Origin of the sequence: Streptomyces sp. NPDC050658 (genome assembly GCF_044457025.1) — a bacterium.
Classification (GTDB): Bacteria; Actinomycetota; Actinomycetes; order Streptomycetales; family Streptomycetaceae; genus Streptomyces.
This window is the reverse complement of the sequence record NZ_JBITGM010000003.1, coordinates 397,918-419,693: the sequence shown is the minus strand read 5'-3', so window position 1 is coordinate 419,693 and position 21,776 is coordinate 397,918. Positions and strand designations below refer to the sequence as shown.

Here is a 21,776-nt window from a genome sequence, read left to right as displayed (position 1 = left end):
CGCACCCCTTCTCGCGTCATCCGTGCGGCTGGCGGGAAATCGCCCTCGGGTAATCCCGTGGGGTGGTCCATCCGTCGGCCCGTCCACCGGCCCATCCACCGGTGTTCCTCATCACCACGCCCAATCTCCCCCATTGAGCAAACGCCACCCATTCGCGTACGCACATCATTGCCTCCCTCGATGACCCCCGAGGATTCCCGGAATGCGTGGGAACCATGAAGCACGGATTGCGCGTGGATAACGATGAGGAGCGCGGGCTCCAGCGGCGTTGGCGCGTCTTGAGGGGCTTATGTGCTGCTGATACGGTGCGATGACTTGACACTGTGCCTGGGGCTGAATAGCCCGCCCGAGGCGAGCGATAGCCCACCCGAGGCGGGCGGGAGAGTCGCGAGTGTCCGAAAATGACCGAATCTTCTTGGGCGTGCGGGGAGCAGTTGCGTGAAGATCCAAGAGCGTACGGGGGCGGGCAACAGCCGTTCTGCCGCGCCGGTTCAGCCAGCGGTCGGTGAGCGCCTTCCCGCGCCGCCTCGCGAGCGCAAACCGGCACTCGCCGCCCTGGCCGTTCTGCTCATCCTCATCGGCGCCCTCGGCGCCACGGTTCTCGTGCTGCGCGCCGGTGACCGCATCGAGGTCGTGAAGGTCACGAGCGAGATCCCGGCGGGCGAGTCCGTCAGCGACGACAACGTCACCTCGGTGATGGTCGCCGACGACCCGAGCATCCACTACGTGAAGTGGGACCAGGTGGACGGGCTCAAGAAGCTCAAGGCCACCAACACCATCCCCGAGGGCGCCGTCGCCGTCGGCGAGATGTTCTCCAGCAAGAGCGGCCTTCCCGAGGGCAAGTCGGCCGTCGGCGTCTCCCTCAAGGAGGGCCAGTACCCGGCCGACGGCCTGAAGGCCGGCGACACCGTGGACGTCTACCAGGTCGGTGACTCCGCCTCCAGCGGCTCCAACGACAAGGAGACCGGCGGTTCGGCCGGTGGCGGCACCAGCGACAGCCCCATCGTCGCCGCCGCCCGCGTCAACTCCGTCGCCGACAAGAGCGACGCGACCGTCAGCACCGGCGCCCTCGGCGTCACGCTCCTGGTCGACAGCGCCGACGCCGCGGCCGTCACCCGGGCCGCGGCCGCGGGCGCGGTCTCGCTCGTCCAAGTGTCTCCCGACGGCAACTAGAGGCGAGTAGAAGAGACATGGCGCTCATTGCTCTCGCCGCGGACAAGGGGTCTCCCGGGGTCACCACCGCGGCCGTCGCTCTGGCGGCCGTCTGGCCCCGGCGCGTCCTCGTCGCGGAGACCGACCCCGCCGGCGGCGACCTGGTCTACCGCAGTGCCGCCGCGCACGGCGGACCGCTCAACCCGAACACCGGCATGCTCAGCATCGCCGCCACCGCGCGCCGCGGGCTCGTGCCCGACCAACTGTGGGACCACACCCAGCCGTTGGCCGGTGGGCTCGAAGTGCTCGTCGGGCTCGGCATCGCCGAGCAGGCCGCCGGGCTCGCCGGGCTCTGGCCCACCCTCGGGCGGGCCTTCTCGCAGCTCGCCGACTCCCCGAACGCTCCCGCCGACGTGATCGCCGACTGCGGTCGCATCAGTGGGGACACCCCTGCCGTCGAGCTGTTCCCGCAGGCCTCGCTCGTGCTGCTCGTCTCGCGCACCGAGCCCGAGGCCATCGCCCGCGTACGGGACCGTGCCGCGGCCCTCGCGGCCAAGCTGCACGGCGGATCGCGGGGTGCCGCCTCGCTGGCGACGCCGCTCATCGGCGTACTCCTCATCGCGGACCCCTCGACCTCCGCGAAGCTCGTCCACCAGGTCAACGACATGCTGATGGCCGCGCAGACCGGCGCCCGCGTCGTCGGCACGCTCGCCGACGACCCGGCGGGCGCCGACCAGCTGGCCGGGCGCAAGCGCGGCCGCCTCGACAAGTCGATGCTGATCCGCTCCGCCCGCAAGGTGACCGTCGACCTGTACCAGCAGTACGGCGCCGCGTGGGCCAACCCGACTGCTGGGGCGGGCCGATGAGCGTTCCTGTCGATCACCAGCTCGTCAAGCGGTTCCGGCAGGACGCCGGTGACCGCATCGCCGAGCAGCGTCGGCTCGACCAGGTCTCCGGTGTCACCCCCATGTCGAGCGAGGACGAGCGGCAGTACGCCCGCGCGGTCATCGCCCAGATCCTGGAGGAGTACGCCCGGACAGAGATCAACGCCGGGCGTACGCCGCTGGACGCCGAGACCGAGGAGAAGTACGCGGCCGCCGTGCACGCCGCGCTCTTCGGCGTCGGCCGGCTCCAGCCGCTCCTGGACGACCCCGAGGTCGAGAACATCGACATCAACGGGTACGACCAGGTCTTCGTCGGCTACGCCGACGGCCGCGAGGTCAAGGGTGATCCGGTCGCCGAGACCGACGAAGAACTCATCGAGCTCATCCAGGTGCTCGGCGCCTACTCGGGTCTCTCGTCCCGCCCCTTCGACTCCGCCAACCCGCAGCTCGACCTCCGGCTCCCCGACGGCTCGCGTCTGTCCGCCGTCATGGATGTCACGCGCCGCCCCGCCCTCTCCATCCGACGTGCCCGCATGGGCAAGGTCTTCATGTCGGACCTCGTAGGGAACGGGACGCTGACCCCGGAGATCGGCCACTTCCTCGCCTGCGCCGTCCGCGCCCGCAAGAACATCATGATCGCGGGTGCGACCAACGCCGGTAAGACCACGCTGCTGCGGGCCCTCGCCAACGAGATCCCGCCGCACGAGCGCCTCGTGACCGTCGAGCGCGCCCTCGAACTCGGCCTCGACCAGTTCGCCGATCTGCACCCGAACGTCGTCGCCTTCGAGGAGCGGCTGCCCAACTCCGAGGGCCAGGGCATGATCTCCATGGCCGAGCTGGTGCGCCGTTCGCTCCGTATGAACCCCTCCCGCGTCATCGTCGGTGAGGTTCTGGGCGACGAGATCGTGACCATGCTGAACGCGATGTCGCAGGGCAACGACGGCTCGCTCTCCACGATCCACGCCAACAGCTCCAGCGAGGTCTTCAACCGTATTTCGACGTACGCCCTCCAGGCCTCGGAGCGGCTGCCGATCGAGGCGAGCCAGATGCTCGTGGCCGGAGCCGTCAACTTCGTCGTCTTCATCCAGCGGCGCAACAACTACCAGACCGGCGGCAAGCTCCAGCGCATGGTGACCTCGGTCCGCGAGGTCAACGGCGTCGACGGCCGCGTCCTGTCCAGCGAGGTCTTCGCGGAGGCCCCGAACGGGCAGGTCGTCGCGCACGCGCCGATCGCCTGCATGGACGACCTGGCCGCGTTCGGCTACCGCCCCGCCGGGCAATGGGGGTGAGCACGACATGAACTCAACTGAGCTTGCGGCCGGACTCGGCTCGATGGGCGGTCTCTTCTCGCTGCCCGTCCTGTACGCACTGGGCTGCGGCGTCGCCGTCGGCGGCGGACTCGCGGTCCTCGCCATGGCGCTGCGCGGCCTGCCCGTGAAGCCGGACCACGAGAAGGCCAAGGCCAGCGAGCGGATGAGCGAGCTGATCCGCTTCGCGGGCCAGCGCGGTTCGCTCGCGGTCGGCGTCGGCCTCGTGGTGCTGCTGCTGACCCGCTGGGCGGTGGCCGGCATCGCGGCCGGCATCCTCGTCTTCTTCTGGGACAAGCTGTTCGGCGGCGCCGCCGAGGAGCGCGCGCAGATGAAGCGCGTCGAGGCGCTCGCCGCCTGGACGGAGTCCCTGCGCGACACCATCGCGGGCGCGGTCGGCCTGGAGCAGGCGATCCCCTCGTCCGCGCGGGCGGCGGCACCGGTGCTCCGGCCCCATCTGGACGCCCTGGTGGACCGGTTGCGCGCGCGTACGCCGCTGCCGGAGGCGCTGCAGGTCCTCGCGGACGAGATCGACGACGCGTCGGCCGACATCATCGTGGCCGCGCTGATCCTGAACGCGAAGCTGCGCGGCCCGGGTCTGCGGCAGGTCCTCGGCGCGCTCGCCAAGTCGGCGCGCGAAGAGGTCGACATGCGCCAGCGCGTGATGGCCCAGCGGGCGTCGACCAGGCGCTCGGTGCAGATCGTCGTCGCGGTCTCGATCGCGTTCGTGCTCGGCCTCTCCATCTTCAACCGGGACTTCGTCTCGCCGTACGGCACCGCGGTCGGCCAGCTCGTGCTCGCCTGCGTCTGCGGTCTGTTCGCGCTCGGGTTCTGGTGGCTGCGGAAGCTGTCGACTGTGGAGACGCCGGATCGGTTCCTCGTCCGCGACGAGCCCGGCGTGCAGTTCGTGCGGCCCCGCGGCCCGGTGACGGGTCCCGCCGGTGCGGGCGAGCAGGCGCCGCTGACGGGCCAGGCGGGTCCGTACGGCCAGCAGGCCCACCCGCAGCAGGCTCCGGGCCAGCCCGGCTTCTCGAATGAGGGGGTACGCCGATGAACCTGACGATGCCGATAGTGATCGGCGCGGTCATCGGCCTGGGCATCTACGCCCTCGTACGGGCGCTGATGCCGTCCAAGCGGAGTGCGGTCGCCACCGTCGCGCGGATCGACGCCATGCGGGCGCGGGGAGTGGCGTACGAATCGCATCGCTCCCCGGCTGCCGACGGCGGCAAGGAGCCGGGCCGCCTGGACTCGACGCGGGCCCGAGTGGGCGCGCGGGTCGCCGAGTTCTACCTCCAGCAGGGCTGGGAGCAGCGCTCGCTCCGGGCCGACCTGGCGGTGCTCGACCGAAGCTGGGAGAAGTTCCTGGCCACGAAGACGCTGCTGGCGGCCGTGGGTGTCTTCTTCGGGCCGTTCATGTTCGTCATCGTCTGGACGCTCGGGGTCGGCCGCAGCCCGATCATCCCCGTGTGGCTGGCGCTGATGTTCGGCGTCCTCTTCTTCTTCCTGCCCGACCTCGAGGTACGGCGCGACGCCGCGGACAAGCGGCGCGACCTGCGGCGCGTCATCGGCGCCTATCTGGACCTGGTGTCGATGAGCCTCGCGGGCGGCCGCGGTCTCCCCGAGGCCCTGATGGCGGCGGCGGAGATCTCCGACGGATGGGCGACACAACGTATCCGGAGCGCCCTGAACGATGCCCGGATCACCGGCATCAGCCAGTGGCAGGCGCTCGGCCAGCTCGGTGAGCAGCTGGGCGTCGAGGAGCTCAAGGACCTGTCGGCTTCGCTCGGTCTGGTGGCGGACGACGGAGCCAAGGTGCGGGAGTCGCTCGCCTCCCGCGCCGAGACGATGCGCCACCGCGAGATGGCCGAGATCGAAGGCAGCGCGGGCGAGAAGTCCCAGTCGATGCTCGTCGCGCAGCTGCTGCTGTGCGCCGGCTTCCTGGTCTTCCTGATCTTCCCGGCGGCGATGCGCGTGTTCCAGGTCTAGCGAACGACACGAACTTTACGGCGACGGACGGATCCGCCGGACGCAAGTGCCCGGCGACCATCCCCCCACTCCTGAGAGGACAACTCACCATGAACGGACGGAACTTCAGCACCGGTATCCCGGCTGTGGACTTCCTGGTCACCTTCCTGAAGGGCCGCGTCGAGCGTGCCCGCTCCGGCGAGCTCGACCGCGGTGCCTCCGCGGTCGAGTGGGTCATCATCTCGGCGGTCGTCGTGGCGATCGTCGGCGTGGTCGCCGCGGTCATCAACGGCGCGCTGAAGGGCGGCGCCGAGGACGTCAAGGACTGCATCGAGGGCGCCGACGCCGGCAAGACCTGCTGATCATCCAACGGTTACCGGGCAGCGAAGGCGGGGACGAGTGCGCGGGTGCGTGAAGCGATGGGTACGCCGCAGGGTGGAGGCAGCCTCCACCCGCGGTGAATCTGGCATGACCGCGATCGAGTTCGTGCTGCTCACTCCGGTCCTCTTCTTCATGATTTTCGCGACGGTGCAGTTCGCGCTGTACTTCTTCGCGGACCATGTCGCCCAGGCCGCGGCCCAGGCGGGCGCGCGCAAGGCCCGTGCGACGGCGGACGAGAACGCGGCGTGGCGGGGCGAGGCGCGGGACGTGGTCGACGACTACATCCAGCAGCTCGGCCCTCAGCTGGTCCTCGATCCGAACGTGAAGACCGTGGAGCCGAAGGCGAACACGGTCGGCGTGGAGATCACCGCGAAGGTGCCGTCCGTCTTTCCCGGCCTCAACATGACCGTGCGCGCGCGGTCCGAGGGCCCGGTGGAGCGGTTCGTGGAGGAGGGCGGCTGATGCGGGAGGTATGGGAGCGGGCCCTGGAGCGGATGCGAGCCTCGGACCGCTGTTCGGACCGTGGGCTCTCCACCATCGAGGTCGTCATCCTCGCGCCGGTGATGATCCTCTTCATCCTGATCCTGGTGGCGTTCGGGCAGCTCGTCGACGCCAGGGGAGGCGTGGACGGCGCGGCGCGTGACGCCGCGCGTGCGGGTTCGATCCAGAAGGACCGGAACACCGCCATGGCCGAGGCGAGGGCGGCGGCGGAGGCGGACCTGGAGGGCGTGTGCGTCGGCCCGGTCGGCGTCACACAGACGAGCCCCGGCTTCGAGTCCGGCACCATCTTCACGGTGGAAGTGAGCTGTCAGGTCCGGGGCCTGGGCATTCTCGGCCTCGACATGGAGACGACACTGAAGGCCAGCTTCAGCTCTTCGCTGGACCCGTACCGGAGGTCGGCGTGAGCATCGTTCCTCTTGCAGGCGTTGTACGCGACTGGGTCGCCGCCCGCCGCGAACGTCTCGACGACCGCGGCTCGGGCGCGGGCGCCGTCATCATCTTCGCCCTCGTCTTCCTCTCGCTCTCGGCCTTCGTCATCGACGGCGGCCTGTCCATCTCCAAGCGCGAACGGGCCGCCGACATCGCGGAGCAGGCCGCGCGCTATGCGGCGCAGGACCTCGACACCGAGGGCATCTACGAGGGTGCCAAGGGCGCGCCCATCAACTACGAGAACTGCGACGCGCGCGCCAAGGACTTCGCCGGCGAGATGGGCATGCGGGCCGGCGACATCGCGGCGACGCACTGCGTGACGGCCAACGCCGATCAGGTCGAGGTCGAGGTCCAGATGACGTACAGCCCCGTGTTCACCGGGATGTTCTACGGCGGGGACGTGACGGTGCGGGGACGCGCGGTCGCGGAGAACGCGGTCGGCTAGCGACGGCTCCGGCTACTCGGCCTTCCACTGGGTGGCCGTCATCACGTACGTACGGAGATTGTCGTTCTCCGCGGATTCCTTGTTGACCTTGGTGATCCACAGGTGGGTGACGGCACCTTCGCCGGACTCGATGCAGACGCCGGTGTCCTTCTTGAGCAGCGAGTCGTTCCGGATCTTGCTCAGTGGGATGGGATTGGGCAGATCCGACTTGTGCGCTGACTCCTGGCAAGCGCTCGGAGTGGGGCGCTCCTCGGTGGTGGTGCCGAAGCTGCCGCCCTTGTCGGCGAGGCGGATGCCGTTGCGGCTCAAGGGCTCCGCGCAGTCCGTGTACGTGAGGTAGGGCCCGACGTTCACGAGGTATCCCTGGTTCGTCTCGACGGCCAGATCGTTGACGTCCAGCTCGGTCACGTCGGACGGCTGGCAGATCGAATCGAGCCCGGCGTCCTTGGAGTTGGGGTAGAACTTCGGCGCGCGCAGGACGAGTGTCTTGTTCCGCTCGCTCACCTGCCACCCCGCCTCGGTCTTTGGCCCCGCAGGCTTCCCGTCGGCCCCACTGTCCGCCTCGCCGCCGCCAGGCTTGCTGCCGGCATCGGACCCGGAACCACCCTTGCCGGTGGCCGAGTTGTTCTCCTTGTCGTCCCCCATGAGCTGGTACGCGGCGACGCCCCCGCCCCCCACGGCCAGGACGCCCACGACGGCGACCGCGGCGATCAACGGCGTGCGGCGGCGCTTGCCGCCGGTCGTCGGGGTGGAGGGCGGTGCGTAGGCGGGGGCGGTCGGCGCGGCGGCGTGAAAGGCGACGCCGGGGGAGTGGGCCGGCTGCGTGGGGAGGGGAGGGGCGGCGGGCGAGCCAGGGGCCCCCGAGGCATACAGCCGCATCGTCTGCTCCTGCCGAGTGATCTGCTGCGCGACCGCCGGCGGCAGCCACCACCCCTCCTGGCGCGCGAGCCCCGAGGTACCGGCGAGCGAGGCGCAAGCGTCGATGATCTGGGCCGGGGTCGGCCTCGCCCCCGGCTCCTTGGCGAGGCAGGCGGCGACAAGACCGCGCAACTGCTCCGGGCAGGCGGAGAGATCAGGCTCGGTCGAGACGATGCGATAGAGCAGCGCGTGCGAGGCGCCGTCGCCGAACGGGTGTTGGCGGGTGGCGGCGAAGTGCGCGACCAGGCCGAGCGCGAAGACATCGAGGGCCGGGGTGACGTCACCGCCCATGGCCTGCTCGGGAGCCATGAAGGCGGGCGTGCCGAGCCGTACGTCGGTGCCGGTCAGCGCGGTGGTGTCGGCGGCGCGAGCGATGCCGAAGTCGATGACGCGAGGGCCGTCGGCGGCAAGCAGCACATTGGACGGCTTGAGATCACGGTGGATGACACCGGCGGCGTGGATGGTCTGCAAGGCCTCGGCTATGCCGGCCATGAGCTGCAGCACCGTCGGAACGGGGAGTACGCCGTGCTCGTACACGGCGGAGGAGAGGGAGGGCCCGGGGACGTAACTCACGGCGAGCCAGGGCTCGGGTCCGTCGGTGAAGCTGTCCAGTACGGGAGCGGTGTACGGCCCCTGTACGCGCCGTGCGGCGGTGACCTCTTGCGTGAACCGCTGCCGGAACTCGGGGTCTTGGGCGTACTCACGCCGGACCACCTTGAGCGCCACCGGCTGGCCGCCGCGCGTGTGCGACAGATAGACCATGCCCATCCCGCCCTCGCCCAGGCGGGCGCGCAGTCGGTATCCGGCTATCTCGCGGGCGTCGTCCGGCGCCAGCTCGTCCATGGTGGGTCCTCCCCGAATCGGTGGGGCCCATGCTACGTAAGGGGGTTGTGGGTGTTCTGGCCCCCTGTGGGGTGTGGGAAGCCTTCGGGGCGCGGGACGCCTTCGGTGGACGGCGGGGGTTCTGCTGGTCCTGGGCTTCGTTGGGTGCCGGGGCCGCCCGGCGGTGTGAGTTTGGCGGTTCCGGGGTGGGAGTCAAGGGCGCTCCCTGCGGTCGCGTCGGCTTCGCCGATTGCGCTTCGCTTAACCCTTGACTCCCACCCCTCCACCGCTAGGCGGACGGAGTCCGGGCGGCCCAGGGGCGGGGCTCTCGGGGAGGGCCGTGGGGTACTTCGGCTTGAGCGCCGGGTGCGGACTGGTTCGTTTCAGGTGCCCTCGCTTGGAGGGGTGCGCGGTTGGTCCGGGGATGGGTGCGGGTCTCGTCAAGCGGCAGCCGACCAGTTCGTTGGGGATGGCCCCGGACTCGCGCGGTGGCGGCCGAGCCGCCAATCGCCCAGAAATCCCGCCCTGCAAGCCTCTGACCGGCCATGGCGTGGGACTTTCTTGCCAACCGCCCCCCGGCACACCCTCCAGCGGCGGTCACCCCCTTCGGACTGGTCCGCAGACGCTTGACGAGACCGGCACCCATCCCCGGGTCAACCGCGCGCCCCTCGCGCGCAGGGTCACCCCCTTCGGACTGGTCCGCACCCGGCGCTCAAGCCGGATGGCCCCACGGCCCTCCCCGTGAGCCCCACCCCCTGGCCGCCCGGTCATTGGCCTTCTGCGCTGGAGGGGCGGGTGTCAAGGGTGGAGCGAAGCGGAATCGGCGCAGCCGACGCGACGAAGGAGCGCCCTTGACTCCCGGCCCGGAAGTGCCAATCTCGGGACAACCGGGCGGCCCCGGTAACCGATCGAAGGCGCAGGAGCAGAGAAGCCCCGGCGGCGTGCGGTCACGTGGGCGTGGACAGGTCGACTTCCGCCCAGATTGTCTTGCAGGGCGTCGGCCCCAGTTCCGTACCCCATCGGTCGCTCAGTGCCGCGACCAGCAGCAGACCTCTGCCCGACTCGGCGTCGGCGGCGGGTGGTTGGGGTTCATCCGGCGGGCAGCGGTCCGCTCGTGGGTCCGTCACCTCGATACGGAGCGTGGCCGCCTCGGAGAGGCTGAGCCCGAGTCGGAAGCTTCTTCCGGGTACGTGGCCGTGCAGCGCGGCGTTGTTCGCCAGCTCGGCCACGATCTGCTCCGCCGTCTCGAACGGCAGCCCCCACGAGCGGAGTTGGTCGACCGCGAGCAGCCTTGCGAGGCGGGCGCCTCTGCGCGTGGCGGACAGCAGGATCGTGAACTGACATGCAGGGGGATGGGTCGTCCGAGGGCGGACGGATTCTTGGTTCACGTCACTCAGCGTGGCCGTGCGTGCGTACCGTGAACAGCGGTGCGTGCTGTGCGTACCGAGTTTGTCCTGCGCTTGTCCCGGCTTGTCCCGGCTGTCCCGGGTGACGTCTGGGTACGAGTGCGCGTTGGGCTTGGACGGCACGTCGGAGGTGGGCGCGGTGGAGCGTAACGACGGTGTGGATGAACCTGGTTGGGACGTCGATCCCGAGGACGAGATCAGTGCGGTGGTCGAAATGGCGGGCCACCATCTCAAGCTGCGGAGGGAGGCGGCGGGCCTTCGGGTGGCGGAGTTCGGGGAGGCCATCGGGTACGGGGAGGACCTCATCCGGAAGATCGAACGCGGGGCGCGGATTCCTCGTCCCGAGTATCTGGACAAGGTGGACGAGGTGTTGGGGGCGGGCGGGCTGGTCTCCGCGATGAAGAAGGAGATGCGGGAGGCGCGGTATCCGAAGAAGGTGCGGGAGCTGGCGAAGTTGGAGGAGCGGGCGGTGGAGTTGGGGTTGTACAGCAACCACAGCATCCATGGCCTGCTGCAGACGGAGGGGTATGCGCGGGCGCTGTTCGGGATGCGCCGGCCCGCGTACTCGCAGGGAGAGGTGGAGCGCGTGGTGTCCGCGCGCATGGCTCGGCAGTCCATCTTCGAGCGTTCACCTGCTCCAGAGTTCAGCTTCGTCCAGGAAGAGGTAACGCTCCGACGCCCGCTTGGGGGGAGGATGGTATTGCGTCAGCAGCTCGAACGTCTGCTTGAGGTCGGGCAGTTGCGCAATGTCGAGATCCAGGTGATGCCGATCGACCGTGAGGAGCACGCCGGTGTGGATGGTGGGATCGAGGTGCTGAAGTTCGGGGACGGCACGGCGGTGGGGCGCTCCGAGGGTGCCTTCAACGGCCGCCCTGTGTCCGACCTGAAGCAGCTCCGTATCCTCGAACTGCGGTATGGCATCATCCGGGCCCAGGCTCTATCTCCACCTGAGTCGCTGGCCTTCATCGAGCAAGTGCTGGGAGAGACATGATCCGTAAGGCCACTGCCGGGGACACTGCCCAGCTGAACTGGTTCAAGAGCAGTTACAGCAGCGGCAGTGAAGGTGACAGCTGCGTCGAGGTAGCCCCCACCCCCACCACCATCCACCTCCGCGACTCCAAGAACCCCCATGGCCCGCGCCTGGCCTTCGCCCCCTCCGCATGGGGCGACTTCGTGACGTACGCATCCAGTAGCTAAGGGGGCGGCGCTGCCCCTTGGGGCAGTGCCCGAAGGGTCAATTTCGCCGGACTGTCCGGAAATCTAAGCTTGTTGACGATCGTGGGAACCACACGTCAACGGGAGATTTCGCTTGAACAAGAAGCTGGCAACCGCAACGCTGTGCGCGGCTCTGCTCATGGGTGTCGCGGCGCCCGCAGGGGCAGCCGAGCAGGCCCCCCGCCCCGGACCCGGTGTCTACGCCACCAACGGTGACTTCGTCCACGTCTCCTCGACCAAGCCCGCAACGGCCTCCGGCCACGGATGGTGGTTCAAGGTCAAGGGCCCCGGCACCAAGGCCAAGGTGACCATCTGGCTTCAGACGAGGAAGAAGGGCTCCAAGACGTGGCACACGGTCGCCAAGGGCTCCAAGACCGTGAAGCCGAGCAAGAAGCTCAACAAGGCGCCCAGCACCTGGCGGGCCAACGCCCGCAAGAAGTGCGCGAACCGTAAGCCGCGCGAATGGCGCAGCGTGATCGACACTGACATCATCGGCGTCGCCGACTCTCCGGAGAAGGCCGTAACCAAGGTCCGCCGCGTCAAGTGCGGCGTGTGACCGAGTCCGTCTGATCCCCTGATCCGCCGATTCGGAGTCGATGTTGACGCCTTCCTCCTCTCTCTACAGCACCCGCATCCAGGCACAGGTGGTCCATCTGGTCCTGCGTGACCTGTCCCGCCCGTTGCACGGGAACACGTACATGCGGGGAGTGCTCCCACCACAGGGCGGGGAGGAAGCCGTCTGCGTCGCCGTCGGCGCGGAGGGCGCGTGTGCGCCGGACCTGAGTGTCTACGAAGTCCCCCTGATCCAGGACGAGATTGTCATCGACGCCGGTGAGGTCCTCGGGATCGCGCGGGTCGCCCAGACCGCGGACCCCTTCTACCGGACGTTCTACCGGGACGACGAGAACGACCTGTCGCAGATGCCGTCCCTGACGCTGGACCTCCTCGACATCAGGGCGGACCCGGGGCAGCAGGAACCGGCGGCCGTCCTGCCCCCGAAGACGGCGCACTCGGCAGACAGCAGCAGGCCGATTCTGGTGGGCGTCCTCCCCCTGGCGCCCGGCCGGCATCGTCTGTACTGGTCGTACGGCGACTGGCCCGGGATCATCGCCTCGGACGTCGATACCTCCGGCGGCCCCGAAGCGCTGCGGACGGTCGCCGCGCACGCCCTGCCCGATGCGAGCGGCGCGCAGCCGTCAAAGGACCCCCACTGCTGGAGGATCGCCCCGCTCCAGGCGCTCTAGGACGAGACCGGGCGGCAGAGCAGCGGCTTCTCCAGCTCGGAGCAGGGCCGGTGGCCGTGCGCCGGGAGGCTGTCCTTGCCCGCGCCCTCCGTGAGGTAGCGGAGGAAGCCCGCCGCGATGGAGTCGGCGGGCGGCTCGCCGTACGTGTAGGCGAACTCCGTCTCCCAGTAGGGGTACGCGCCCGCGTCGGCGCCTTCCACGGTGGCGGGGTATCCGGCGATCCGTACCTGCTGGATGCCTTGGTGGGTGAGGGCGGCACCGGCCTCGCTGTGGCCGAGTGAGCCGGGGGTGGAGGCGACGGTGTCCAGGAGGGTGCCGGTGTCGCCGACCTCGCAGCGGCCGGGCTTGTCGCGCCCCATGCCCGCGCAGTCCCCTGAGGTGACCTCCAACAGCTCTTTGCCGTCGAGGACTTGGCGTACGAGGGCTGCGCGGGTGCCGGAGCCGGGATGACGGCTGACGAGGTGGATGGGGACGTCGTTCCCGTTCACCTGGGACCAGTTGGTGATGTCGCCGGAGTAGATCTGGCGTACCTGCTTGAGAGAGAGGTCCTGGACGCCCGCGTCCTTGTTGACGGCGAGGGTGAAGAGGGAGAGGGCGACGGGGCGGGGGAGAAGCTGAGGGCGTCCGTCGCCTTTGGCCCCATCGGTAAAGGCGATCCGATCTCCAAGCCCGCTGCTGCCGCTACCCCCCTTCTTCCCGGCTGCCGCGAGGGAGTCCAGCCCCGCGACGCTCCCCTTGAAGGTGTCGTCCGAGATGGGGATCTTGGCCCCCGTGCACTTCTTCACGTACCGCTTGGCGGCTTCGGCGACGGCGTCCTTGAAGGCGGTGGAGCCGGAGAGGGTGAGCGTGCCCTCGGCGCAGTCGACGGGGGCGGCCTGGGCGCGGGCGTCGTCCCTCGTGAACGAGGTGAAGGACTGCGCGGCCGCGACCAGCACGAGCAGGGCGATGAAGACCATGACGGGGCGGGAGGCGAAGGTGTGGCTCTCGGTCTTCTTGATCTGGCCGCCCCGGACGCCGCCCTTGATGCCGGCGACGACGACGGGGTCGGGGAATTCCCGACCGGCAGCGAAGTCGGGGTCGCGCTCCAGGACGGCGAGGACCTTGTAGTGGGTGCCACGGTTGAGGGGGACGCGGGGCAGCTCGATGTTGTCGTCGTTCCTGCGCAGCCCGACGGCGTTCTCGAAGCAGGGCTCCAGGTAGTCGTGGCTGGTTTCGGTGACGACCATGCCGCGGACGCGACGGCCGGGGAAGGTGATTCTGATGCCGACCTGGTCGTCGTCACGTCGTACGTAGTCGCTGGGGTCGATGTGGGTCCAGCCGCTGTTCTGGACGCGCAGCAGCACGAAGGACGGGTCGACGAGCGAGGTGCCGTTCTGCTGGAGCTGCCGCAGCACTCCGGCGTGCAGATGGGTGGCCGCGTTCTTGGCGGTGGTGTCCATCTGCACGCGGTAGCCGAGGCGTTTGCGCCCGGCGAATCCGAATTCCCACAGGGCGGCGCCCACGGGTATCGCGAGCCCGAGGGCGGCGACCACCGACTCCCAGGAGAACCCACCACTCATCGCCGAACGCCCCCCGTTGGCTGCCGCACAGTTCGCTTGGGTGGCCAAGTTACGAGGGGGGTGCCGGCGGAGCGAGGCCAACTGCGCTGACTTCAGGGGGAGTTCATCGGGGGGTTACCGGGGTTGGCCGGGGGTTCACCGGGCGTTGACGCGGGCGCGTCCGCCTAGTCCTAGTCCGCCTAGTCCCCCTTGTCGCCGCCCTTGCCACCCTTCTCGCCCTTGCCGCCCTTGTCCTTCACGCCCTCGGAGACGTCCTTGGCGAGCTTGTCGTCGAGCTTCTTGAACTCGCGGACGACGGCGTCGGACATGTCGGCGAGGGCGGTCAGCTGCTGGGTGATGTCCTCGCGCCCGTCTTCCCAGTTGGACTCGAAGTCGTCGAGCGCGTCGTACACGCCGCCGTCGCCGATGTCGTCCTTGTAGGACTCGAAGGTCTTCTTCGTGCGGTTCATCCGGTCCTTGATGGACCGCAGCCGGCTCCCGTAGTCCTCAAGATCACTGAGCGGAAGCGCGAGGTCGCTCTTGCCTTTGCCTGCCATGCTTTCGTCCCCCTCTTGGAACTACTGCCTCATGGAACTACTGAGGCGTGTGGAAGGTGAGCCCCGAGATGTCGTACTCGGCGAAGTGCTCGGGGACAAGGGTGACTTCCTCGTCCCGCCGGTCGGCACCGCAGAAGTAGCGCGGGCCCGGCGCGCGCAGGTACAGCACGTCGATGTCCTTCAAGGCGTCTTCGGTGCGGCACAGGACGGCGGGCTCGCCGCCGTTGTACATGATCAGCACCCAGCTGTGCCCGCCGAGCGGCGTCTTGCCGCAGGCGTCGAGGAAGTCCGGGTCGTCGGACGGCGGCTCATCGATCTCGGTGTGCGGAACGTCCGCCCACTGGATCCGGCTGGAGGCCCAGGGGAGCGTGTCCAGGTAGCGCTCCAGCGTGGCGGAGTACGCGGCATCGAGAATGCGGTGGTCGTGCTCGGCGAGCCATTCGCGCAGATGCTCGTGGTCGGTGTATCCCATGGCCGTCCTTTGCGGTTCCCTTGTTCCGGTGCAGGGTTGCCCTACGGGAAGTGACGCAGGACGTCCTGGTACTCCTGGTTACCGGCGCCCCTGATGATGTTTGCCCCGTACTTCCACTTGTTGCTGCGCTTGGCCCCTTCCTTGTTCCACCAGTTTACGTGGAACCCCTTGTCCGACTTCGGGTCGTAATCGATCCGCCAGCCCCGCATGCCGTCCGGGCTCTGCATTCCCGTCCAGCGGCCCTTCTCCGGACCGAGCTCCTGCTGGAACGGTATGGCGTCGTCGCCGAGACCCGCTCGCTCACGGGCATTGGCGCGTGCCTCGGCGAAACTGTCGAAGTGCGCTTCCTCCTCACGCGGCTTATTGGGGTCGGGCTCTTCGTCTTCGCCCTTCTTCTTCTTGCACTTCTGGAGACCGAGCGGATCGATCCAGAACGTTGGATTCTCTACGTAGGCGTGATGATTGGGGGCGGCATCAAGGCCCAGGGGGTCGGGGGAGACGTACCGTGCCGTTTCCGGGTCGTAGTACCGGAAATAGTTGTAGCTCCAGCCGGTCTCGGGGTCGTGGTACTGCCCCGGATAGCGCAGCGGGCAGTCGTCGGTCGATCCGCTGGAGGGGGAGGCGGGGACACCCCAGAGAGTGCCGGGCTCCTGTGTGAGGACGTCACCGTCGGCGGACACCAACTCGGTCGGTTTTCCGACCAGATCGGTGACGATGGCGTAGAAGCGCGCGGCTGTCTCACTGTCGTCCGGCGCGGCGCCCCGTTCGCTGCCCGACGCGTTGACCTGTAGGACCGGCCGGTGTGAATCGGGAGCGTATTCCCACGTCGTGACGGAGACGCCGGCCGTCTGCTCCGCGATGCGTGTGTCGTCCCAGACGAAGAGGACCTCGTCGCTCGCGACGCCGTCGGCGGACATCGCATGCTTGGAGATGCGCCTGCCGAGCGGATCGTAGGCGTAGCGCCAGCTGACGCCGTCCGGTGTGGTCACGGACAGCAGCCGGTCGTCCGCGCCCCAGTGGTAACGCCAGACGCGGGTCTGCCCGTTGAGCAGCTTGCGCCTGCGGCAGACGAGCCTGCCCTGACGGTCGTGCTGATAGGAAGTGCGTCCCGACCGCTCGATGAGAGTGCCGTTGAACTCCCGGCCGCCGGGGTCGCTCAGGCTCTCGGACTCGGCGTGCGAGAGGTTGCCTGCGGCGTCATAGGCGTACTGCTCGGACCAGTTCCCCGCGTTCACCGCCTCGACGCGGCCAGCGGCGTCGAGAGTGAAGCGGCGCCGGGTGTGCGACAGATCTCGGATCTCGGTGAGGAAGCCGTCGGCTCGATAGCCGTAGTGACGTTCCCGGAGAACACGTTCGTCACCTTCGTGCCCCAGGGTGAGGGTCTGGCTCGCCAGCTGGTCCACCGCGTTCCAGGTCTGCGAGAGGTGTACGCCGGTACCGAAGGACCGCCGGGTCTCCCGTCCGGCCTCGTCGTACGCGAAGTGGAGTGTTTCCCCGGACGCCGTGAGGGATTCGGGGCGCCCCGCAGTGTCGTACGACCATTCCGAAAGCACGCCCGACGGCAGCCGGCGGCTCGTTCTGCGGCCTGCCGCATCGTGGGTGTAGGAGACCACCCGGCCGTTGACGGACTCGGACACGACCCGGCCGAGCAGATCCCTTTCACGCTGGATCTCCGCGTCGGCGTTGACCGCCCGGACCAGTCGGCCTGCGGCGTCGTAGCCGAACGTGGTCGATTCACCCGAGTCGCAGTGCTGTCGGCTGATCCGGCCGAGCAGATCGCGCGTGAACTCAAGCCGTTCCCCGGCTCCGTTGGTACGCGCGACCAACTGGCCCGCCGAGTCGTAGGTGTAGGTGAGGTCGCGGCCGTTGAAGTCGGTCTCGGACGTCAGACGGCCCGCGGGGTCGTACCGGTAGACCCAGGTCCGACCCGCCGGATTGGTGACCTTTGTGAGCTTGAGTTCCGTGTCGTGTTCAAAGGCGAATGTCTGTCCCCTTGAATCAGTGCGCGAGGCGGAGAGATCGAAATGCGTCGACGTGTGGGTGGTCGTCTGCCCGTTGGCGTCCGTATAGGACACGAGATTCCCCTCGCCGTCCCACGACCATTGTTCCCGGACACCGGCGGATTCCTCACGCCATGCGGGCCGGCCCTCGACCGTCCATCCCATTCGGGTGACCTGCCCCAGCGGGTCGGTGACCCGGGAAATACGGCCGAAGGCGTCGCGTGCGGCCTCGGTGCGCAGGCCCTGCGGGTCGATGACCGCCTCCGGGAGGCCCGAGGCATTCGTCTCGAAGCGGCGGGTCCGGCCGTCGGCTTCGGTCGTCGACAGCAGATGTCCCTTCTCGTCGTACGAGTGGGAGATCTCGAAGCCGAGCGGGTCGGTGGTCGACAGGCGGTTGCCCCGCTCGTCGTAGGAGTAGGCCCAGGCGGCTCCGGTCGCCGTCACGATCCGGGTCGGCTGGTGCTGATCGTCGAAGACCGCGGTCGAGCTGGTTCCGTCCGGTCGTTCGATACGGGTGACGTTCCCCGCCGCGTCGTGGGAGAACCGGGTCGTCCGGCCCAGCGCGTCCGTACGGGAGAGAAGCCGGTTGAACGGGTCCCAGGTGGCCTGGCTGCGGTTCCCCAACGGGTCGGTGATCGCGGTGCGTTGGAGCAGATCGTTGTAGTGGTGGGTCGTGGTGTGCCCGAGGGAGTCGGTGTATGCGGTGGCGCGGTTCTCCGTGTCGTAGGCGATGGTGCAGCTCAGGAATCCGTTGGCACCGTCTCCCTTGATGACGCGGTGCTGCTCGTCATAGGTGAACCTGAACCAACTCCCGTTGCGGTCGGTCCAGGACGTGATGCGGTCTTCGTTGTCGTACGTGAGTCTCAGGGGAAGACCGGACTCGTTGAACACCTCGGTGAGGTGGCCGTCGTCGCTGTATCCGTACCGGATCAGACTCGTGCTCCCGGAACCGCCGTCGGTGCCGAGCAAGCGGATCTCCGATATGCGGTCCGCTTCCTCGTTCGTGTCGATGGCGAGCAGATAGCCGTCCGACCGGACGGCGACGGGAGCCCCGTCGTCGTCGCGTTCGATGACGACGCGATTGCCGTTCCGGTCCGTGACGGAGACGAGGGGGAGGGTGAACGCCTGGTCCGTCTTCATGGAACGGCCATTGGAGCTGAAGTCCCGGATCCGCCCGGTTCGGGGATCGGTGATGCGCAGTGGTGCTCCAGGCGTGCCGTCCCACAGCAGAGGCCAGCGCGGCCCTTCGTGCGGCATGACGGCGACACCCGGTTGCGGCGGTGGATACGTGAGCAGCATGCCGTCCTCGCTGGCGAAGACGGCTCCCTGATCGTCGAGTTCGAGGCGTTCGTCCAGCGTTGAGGCCCAGGACTCCCCGAACCACCTGCCCCAGCGATACGTGGACAGATGCGTACGCCTGAGGACCACCGGCAAGAGGCCGGGCAGCTCGACGTCGGTCTCCTCCATCAGCATCTCGCCCGAGATCATGTCGATCGGGTCGCCACCCTTGCAACGGGTCTCGGCGGTCTTGCTCTTGGCGACGGCGTCGTCCGCCCCCTTGCGCAGCCCGCCCTTGCCCAGGCCCTTGATGCCGTTCTTGAGGCCCTTCATGCCCTTGGCGAGTCCGCGGAGGGAGGTGAGGCCTTTCATGCCGGGGATGCAGTCGAGCGCGGCGAAGGCGACGTCGAGGAGGCCTGCTTCTCCGTTGGCGTATTTATGGAGGGTGTCGGCGAGGACGACGAGCGCGGCGACGAGGACGATGGCGCCGAGGATGGGTCCGCCGACGATCATGGCGATGACGCCGAGTACGGCGACGACGACTTTGCAGACGGCGACGATGGTGTCCCAGTTGTCGGAGACCCAGTCGCCGACCTCCTCCCACCACTTCCGGTTCTGGATACCGGCGTCGGAAGCCTCTTCGAGCTTCTTCTTCGCCGTCCCGGCAGCGTTCTCCCGCATCTTGCGGGCGTCCTCGGCCATCTTCTTCGCCGCGTCGAGATTGCCCTGGGCCGAAGACACGTCCGACTTCGCCTCGGTCTGGGCCTTCTCGGCGGCCGTCGCGTTGCGGGTGGCGGCCTTGACCTTGTCGGGGTCGGGCTTGGGTACGTCCTTGCCCGCCTTCGAACCGCCGTCGTCGTCGTCCTTGTACTTGTCGGCTTCCTTGCCCGCCCGATCCACCCAGGAGTCGGCGGAGGTGAGACGGGTCTGCGCGGAGGACAAGTCCCCTTGCGCTTCACGGCCCTTGGCCAGCGCCTTGTCGGCCAGCGCCTGGGCGCGCTCCAGCTCGGGCCAGTAGGCCGCCATCGCGTCGCCGGCCATGTCGTAGCTCTTCTTGAGCTTCTTCAGCTTGCCGGGGGCGTCCTCGAACTCGGCGGTGAAGGACTCCGCCGTCTTGCCCGCCCAGGTCAGGATGGCGTCCTCGCCCGCCATCCCCTTGATGTCCCGGAGGACCTTCGACACGTCGTCGGCGAAGTCGTGCAGGTTCTTGGCGAGGCTGCGGACCCGGTCCGGATCGCCCGGAGTCGGGTCCTTGTCCAGGTCCAGGACATGCCAATCCGCCGGACGATTCCCCGCCATCCCACAACCCCCGTGACAGCCCTACAACTTGCGATGGAACGTATGCGTGAACTGATCAGCGATTGATCGACTGGATCTCCTGGACATTCATGTCCTGGGTCGTCTCGAAGGTGCCGTCGGGCAGGTCATCGCCCGTGTTCTGGGAGCCTTCCCACGAGATCTCCCACGTCACGGACGCCTTCAGCTGGAACGGCTTTCCGTTCGTGGCGCGGAGGTAGTTGATGCCGCACGGGGGGTCCTGCTTGGACTTGCCCTTCGTGTACGGCGTACCGATGCTGCCGTCCTCGTTGATCTTGCACTCGCCCGACGCGGGGAACGTCTCCGCGTCCGGGGTGCCGGGCTCCAGGTGGAGGCTCTTCGGCTTGGCCGTCGTCTCCGCCCACAGCGGGGTGTTCGGGAGTTCGGCGCGGACCGAGACCTCCTTGAACGTGCCCTTGTCCAGCCAGACCCAAGTGGGCAGATTCACCGTCGACTTGGCCTCGGGCTTCAGCTCGACCTCGGTGTCGGGGACCTTCACCTTGTCGTACGCGTACTCGGCGAGCATCTTGGGCGTCGGGGCGTTCGGGTCGTCCGGGATCTCACCGGCGTCCACCCAGAACATGATGCGGCCGCAGTCCCACGACTTGGGGTCGGAGGAGTCGGGCGCGACGCCGCGCCAGAAGCGGCCGTCCTTGCCCTCGTTGTAGTCCTTGTAGCCCTCGGCCGAGCTGTTCGTCGGCGCGTTCAGGTCGAAGTTGTCCGCCGGTTTGCCGTCGCGGTAGTGGTCCGTCCACAGGCCCTTGCCGAACCACGACTCGTGGATGCCGACGTCGCCGCCGCCGTCCTTGTCCACGAACTCCTTGAGCTCCTTGGACGTGAACGCGGGCTCGTACCAGCAGGCCGGGGGCTCCCAATTGGGGTCGATGGGGGCGAGGTTGCCCTTCTTGCCGCCTCCGTTGCCGCCCTTGGGGTACGACAGCTTGATCGAGGAGGTGCCGGCCGAGAGCTCGTTGCCGTTGACGCCACCACCGTTGTCGGCCGGGGGATTCGTGGGCTGGGGCGTGGTGTTGTCGCCGGGGCCCGCGGCGTGGGCCGAACCCGCGGACCAGAGCACCGCCGACGCGGCCAACGCGGCCGACCAGCGCAGAGTGTGTCGTATCGGTGTCATCGCCTGCACTCCTTCACTCGACCCTCCACCTCGATCTGGAGCACCTTCCAGATCTTCTCCGAGCCCTGGGGCTGCTTCATCAGGAGACGGAACTCCTGGTAGTCCTCCAGGCTCGGCTTCGTGTACCTGACCTTCTTGGTGTCGACGTTCTTGCCGTAGAACTTGCTCTGGTCCCGGCACATGGTGACGAGCACACCGGCCGTGCCGACCTTGTCCGTCTTGCTCCGGTAGTAGCTGTCAGTCCCGGTGGCGGTCCATTTGTCGTCCACCCACATCGTGATCTGCTTCTTGGCGTACGTGGCGGCGTTGCCCAAGGAGTAGTACTGGTACGCCGGGTCCTTCGGGTCCTGGGCCGTGATGCCGTGGTTCAGGGCGCGGATGTAGTTCCTGGCGTTCTCGAGTGCCGCCCGCTGACGCTTGTCGGAGGGGTTCGTGCCGTCGAACTCGACCTTCAGGTCGCCCGGCAGGGCGAGGTCGGGCTGGCCCGGCGGGGTCTTCGACGCCGAAGGCGACGCCTTGTCCGAGCCGCCCCCCGCCCCCTCGATCTTGTCCGAGGACGAACCGTCCCCACCGCCCCCACAAGCGCTCAGCAGAAGCGTCGCGCTCGCCACCAGCGCGGTCACGATGGGCAGGGTGCGACGGGCCACGATTGCAGTCCCCCAGAGGTCGTATATGTGCAGGCGAGAATGGAGTCGAACGAAGTTATCAGGCGTGGGTTACCGGTACTGGTGCGCTGTGTGAAGGCTCTCGCGTTCCGCGTGATGACGGAAGCGAACGGTCCCCGGCGGTCCCCAAGTGCTACGCGGGCGCAGCGAA

The 21,776-nt window shown here is 68.5% G+C and carries 21 protein-coding genes; 13 read left to right on the top strand and 8 right to left on the bottom strand.

Translation table 11 applies throughout. The features are described 5' to 3' along the window. The first annotated feature begins 438 nt into the window (after positions 1–438). From ACIBKX_RS13490 to ACIBKX_RS13450, 9 genes are all read left to right on the top strand, one after another. Positions 439–1,173, top strand: coding sequence for an RcpC/CpaB family pilus assembly protein (locus ACIBKX_RS13490; RefSeq protein WP_363276835.1), 735 nt, complete (start codon positions 439–441; stop codon positions 1,171–1,173). Positions 1,174–1,190: 17 nt separating this feature from the next. Further along, positions 1,191–2,018, top strand: a complete 828-nt coding sequence (locus tag ACIBKX_RS13485; RefSeq protein WP_363276836.1) for a hypothetical protein — start codon at positions 1,191–1,193, stop codon at positions 2,016–2,018. Further along, complete coding sequence (locus ACIBKX_RS13480) at positions 2,015–3,325, top strand: ATPase, T2SS/T4P/T4SS family (protein WP_363276837.1); 1,311 nt, start codon at positions 2,015–2,017, stop codon at positions 3,323–3,325. Before ACIBKX_RS13485 ends, ACIBKX_RS13480 begins: the two co-directional genes overlap by 4 nt. A gap of 7 nt (positions 3,326–3,332) precedes the next feature. Then, positions 3,333–4,397, top strand: coding sequence for a type II secretion system F family protein (locus ACIBKX_RS13475; protein WP_363276838.1), 1,065 nt, complete (start codon positions 3,333–3,335; stop codon positions 4,395–4,397). Next, the gene (locus tag ACIBKX_RS13470) at positions 4,394–5,329 is read left to right on the top strand and encodes a type II secretion system F family protein (RefSeq protein WP_363276839.1); all 936 of its coding nucleotides are present in this window, start codon (positions 4,394–4,396) and stop codon (positions 5,327–5,329) included. Before ACIBKX_RS13475 ends, ACIBKX_RS13470 begins: the two co-directional genes overlap by 4 nt. A gap of 89 nt (positions 5,330–5,418) precedes the next feature. Next, complete coding sequence (locus ACIBKX_RS13465) at positions 5,419–5,670, top strand: hypothetical protein (RefSeq protein ID WP_360768246.1); 252 nt, start codon at positions 5,419–5,421, stop codon at positions 5,668–5,670. Positions 5,671–5,776: 106 nt separating this feature from the next. Continuing rightward, complete coding sequence (locus ACIBKX_RS13460) at positions 5,777–6,151, top strand: TadE family protein (protein WP_399375750.1); 375 nt, start codon at positions 5,777–5,779, stop codon at positions 6,149–6,151. Beyond that, positions 6,151–6,594 carry a TadE/TadG family type IV pilus assembly protein gene (locus ACIBKX_RS13455; RefSeq protein ID WP_363276841.1) on the top strand — a complete coding sequence of 148 codons (444 nt, stop codon included), beginning with the start codon at positions 6,151–6,153 and terminating at the stop codon, positions 6,592–6,594. The genes ACIBKX_RS13460 and ACIBKX_RS13455 overlap by 1 nt, the downstream gene beginning before the upstream one ends. Then, on the top strand, positions 6,591–7,064 hold the full coding sequence (locus ACIBKX_RS13450) for a pilus assembly protein TadG-related protein (protein ID WP_363276842.1): 474 nt from the start codon (positions 6,591–6,593) through the stop codon (positions 7,062–7,064). Before ACIBKX_RS13455 ends, ACIBKX_RS13450 begins: the two co-directional genes overlap by 4 nt. A 12-nt stretch (positions 7,065–7,076) precedes the next feature. Here the strand turns inward: ACIBKX_RS13450 and ACIBKX_RS13445 are convergent, their stop codons facing one another. Together ACIBKX_RS13445 and ACIBKX_RS13440 are read right to left on the bottom strand one after the other, a co-directional pair. Then, positions 7,077–8,825 (bottom strand): serine/threonine-protein kinase, encoded by a 1,749-nt coding sequence (locus ACIBKX_RS13445; protein WP_363276843.1) that lies wholly within the window; start codon positions 8,823–8,825, stop codon positions 7,077–7,079. A 926-nt stretch (positions 8,826–9,751) separates the two neighbouring features. After that, positions 9,752–10,192 (bottom strand): ATP-binding protein, encoded by a 441-nt coding sequence (locus ACIBKX_RS13440; RefSeq protein WP_399375749.1) that lies wholly within the window; start codon positions 10,190–10,192, stop codon positions 9,752–9,754. A 157-nt stretch (positions 10,193–10,349) separates the two neighbouring features. Between ACIBKX_RS13440 and ACIBKX_RS13435 the strand changes: the two genes are divergently transcribed. The 4 genes from ACIBKX_RS13435 (at position 10,350) to ACIBKX_RS13420 (ending at position 12,669) form a co-directional block, all read left to right on the top strand. Beyond that, on the top strand, positions 10,350–11,201 hold the full coding sequence (locus ACIBKX_RS13435; protein WP_399375748.1) for a helix-turn-helix transcriptional regulator: 852 nt from the start codon (positions 10,350–10,352) through the stop codon (positions 11,199–11,201). Next, positions 11,198–11,407 carry a DUF397 domain-containing protein gene (locus ACIBKX_RS13430; RefSeq protein WP_363276844.1) on the top strand — a complete coding sequence of 70 codons (210 nt, stop codon included), beginning with the start codon at positions 11,198–11,200 and terminating at the stop codon, positions 11,405–11,407. Before ACIBKX_RS13435 ends, ACIBKX_RS13430 begins: the two co-directional genes overlap by 4 nt. A gap of 112 nt (positions 11,408–11,519) precedes the next feature. Further along, positions 11,520–11,981: a hypothetical protein gene (locus ACIBKX_RS13425; RefSeq protein WP_363276845.1), complete on the top strand. Its 462-nt coding sequence runs from the start codon at positions 11,520–11,522 to the stop codon at positions 11,979–11,981. Between the two features lie 40 nt (positions 11,982–12,021). Then, positions 12,022–12,669, top strand: a complete 648-nt coding sequence (locus ACIBKX_RS13420; protein ID WP_363276846.1) for a hypothetical protein — start codon at positions 12,022–12,024, stop codon at positions 12,667–12,669. On the opposite strand, the gene ACIBKX_RS13415 is transcribed toward ACIBKX_RS13420, so the two are convergent. The 6 genes from ACIBKX_RS13415 to ACIBKX_RS13390 all read right to left on the bottom strand — a co-directional run bounded on the left by ACIBKX_RS13415 (position 12,666) and on the right by ACIBKX_RS13390 (position 21,607). Then, on the bottom strand, positions 12,666–14,228 hold the full coding sequence (locus tag ACIBKX_RS13415; RefSeq protein WP_363276847.1) for a substrate-binding domain-containing protein: 1,563 nt from the start codon (positions 14,226–14,228) through the stop codon (positions 12,666–12,668). The genes ACIBKX_RS13420 and ACIBKX_RS13415 overlap by 4 nt on opposite strands. A gap of 179 nt (positions 14,229–14,407) precedes the next feature. Then, positions 14,408–14,764: a hypothetical protein gene (locus ACIBKX_RS13410; RefSeq protein ID WP_363276848.1), complete on the bottom strand. Its 357-nt coding sequence runs from the start codon at positions 14,762–14,764 to the stop codon at positions 14,408–14,410. Positions 14,765–14,801: 37 nt separating this feature from the next. Then, complete coding sequence (locus ACIBKX_RS13405; RefSeq protein ID WP_363276849.1) at positions 14,802–15,236, bottom strand: hypothetical protein; 435 nt, start codon at positions 15,234–15,236, stop codon at positions 14,802–14,804. A gap of 41 nt (positions 15,237–15,277) precedes the next feature. Continuing rightward, positions 15,278–19,813 (bottom strand): DUF6531 domain-containing protein, encoded by a 4,536-nt coding sequence (locus ACIBKX_RS13400; protein ID WP_399375747.1) that lies wholly within the window; start codon positions 19,811–19,813, stop codon positions 15,278–15,280. Between the two features lie 55 nt (positions 19,814–19,868). Further along, the gene (locus ACIBKX_RS13395) at positions 19,869–20,960 is read right to left on the bottom strand and encodes a hypothetical protein (RefSeq protein ID WP_363277414.1); all 1,092 of its coding nucleotides are present in this window, start codon (positions 20,958–20,960) and stop codon (positions 19,869–19,871) included. Beyond that, a complete protein-coding gene (locus ACIBKX_RS13390) occupies positions 20,957–21,607 on the bottom strand; it encodes a hypothetical protein (RefSeq protein ID WP_363277415.1) in 651 nt (216 codons plus the stop codon). Before ACIBKX_RS13390 ends, ACIBKX_RS13395 begins: the two co-directional genes overlap by 4 nt. Positions 21,608–21,776 lie beyond the last annotated feature (169 nt).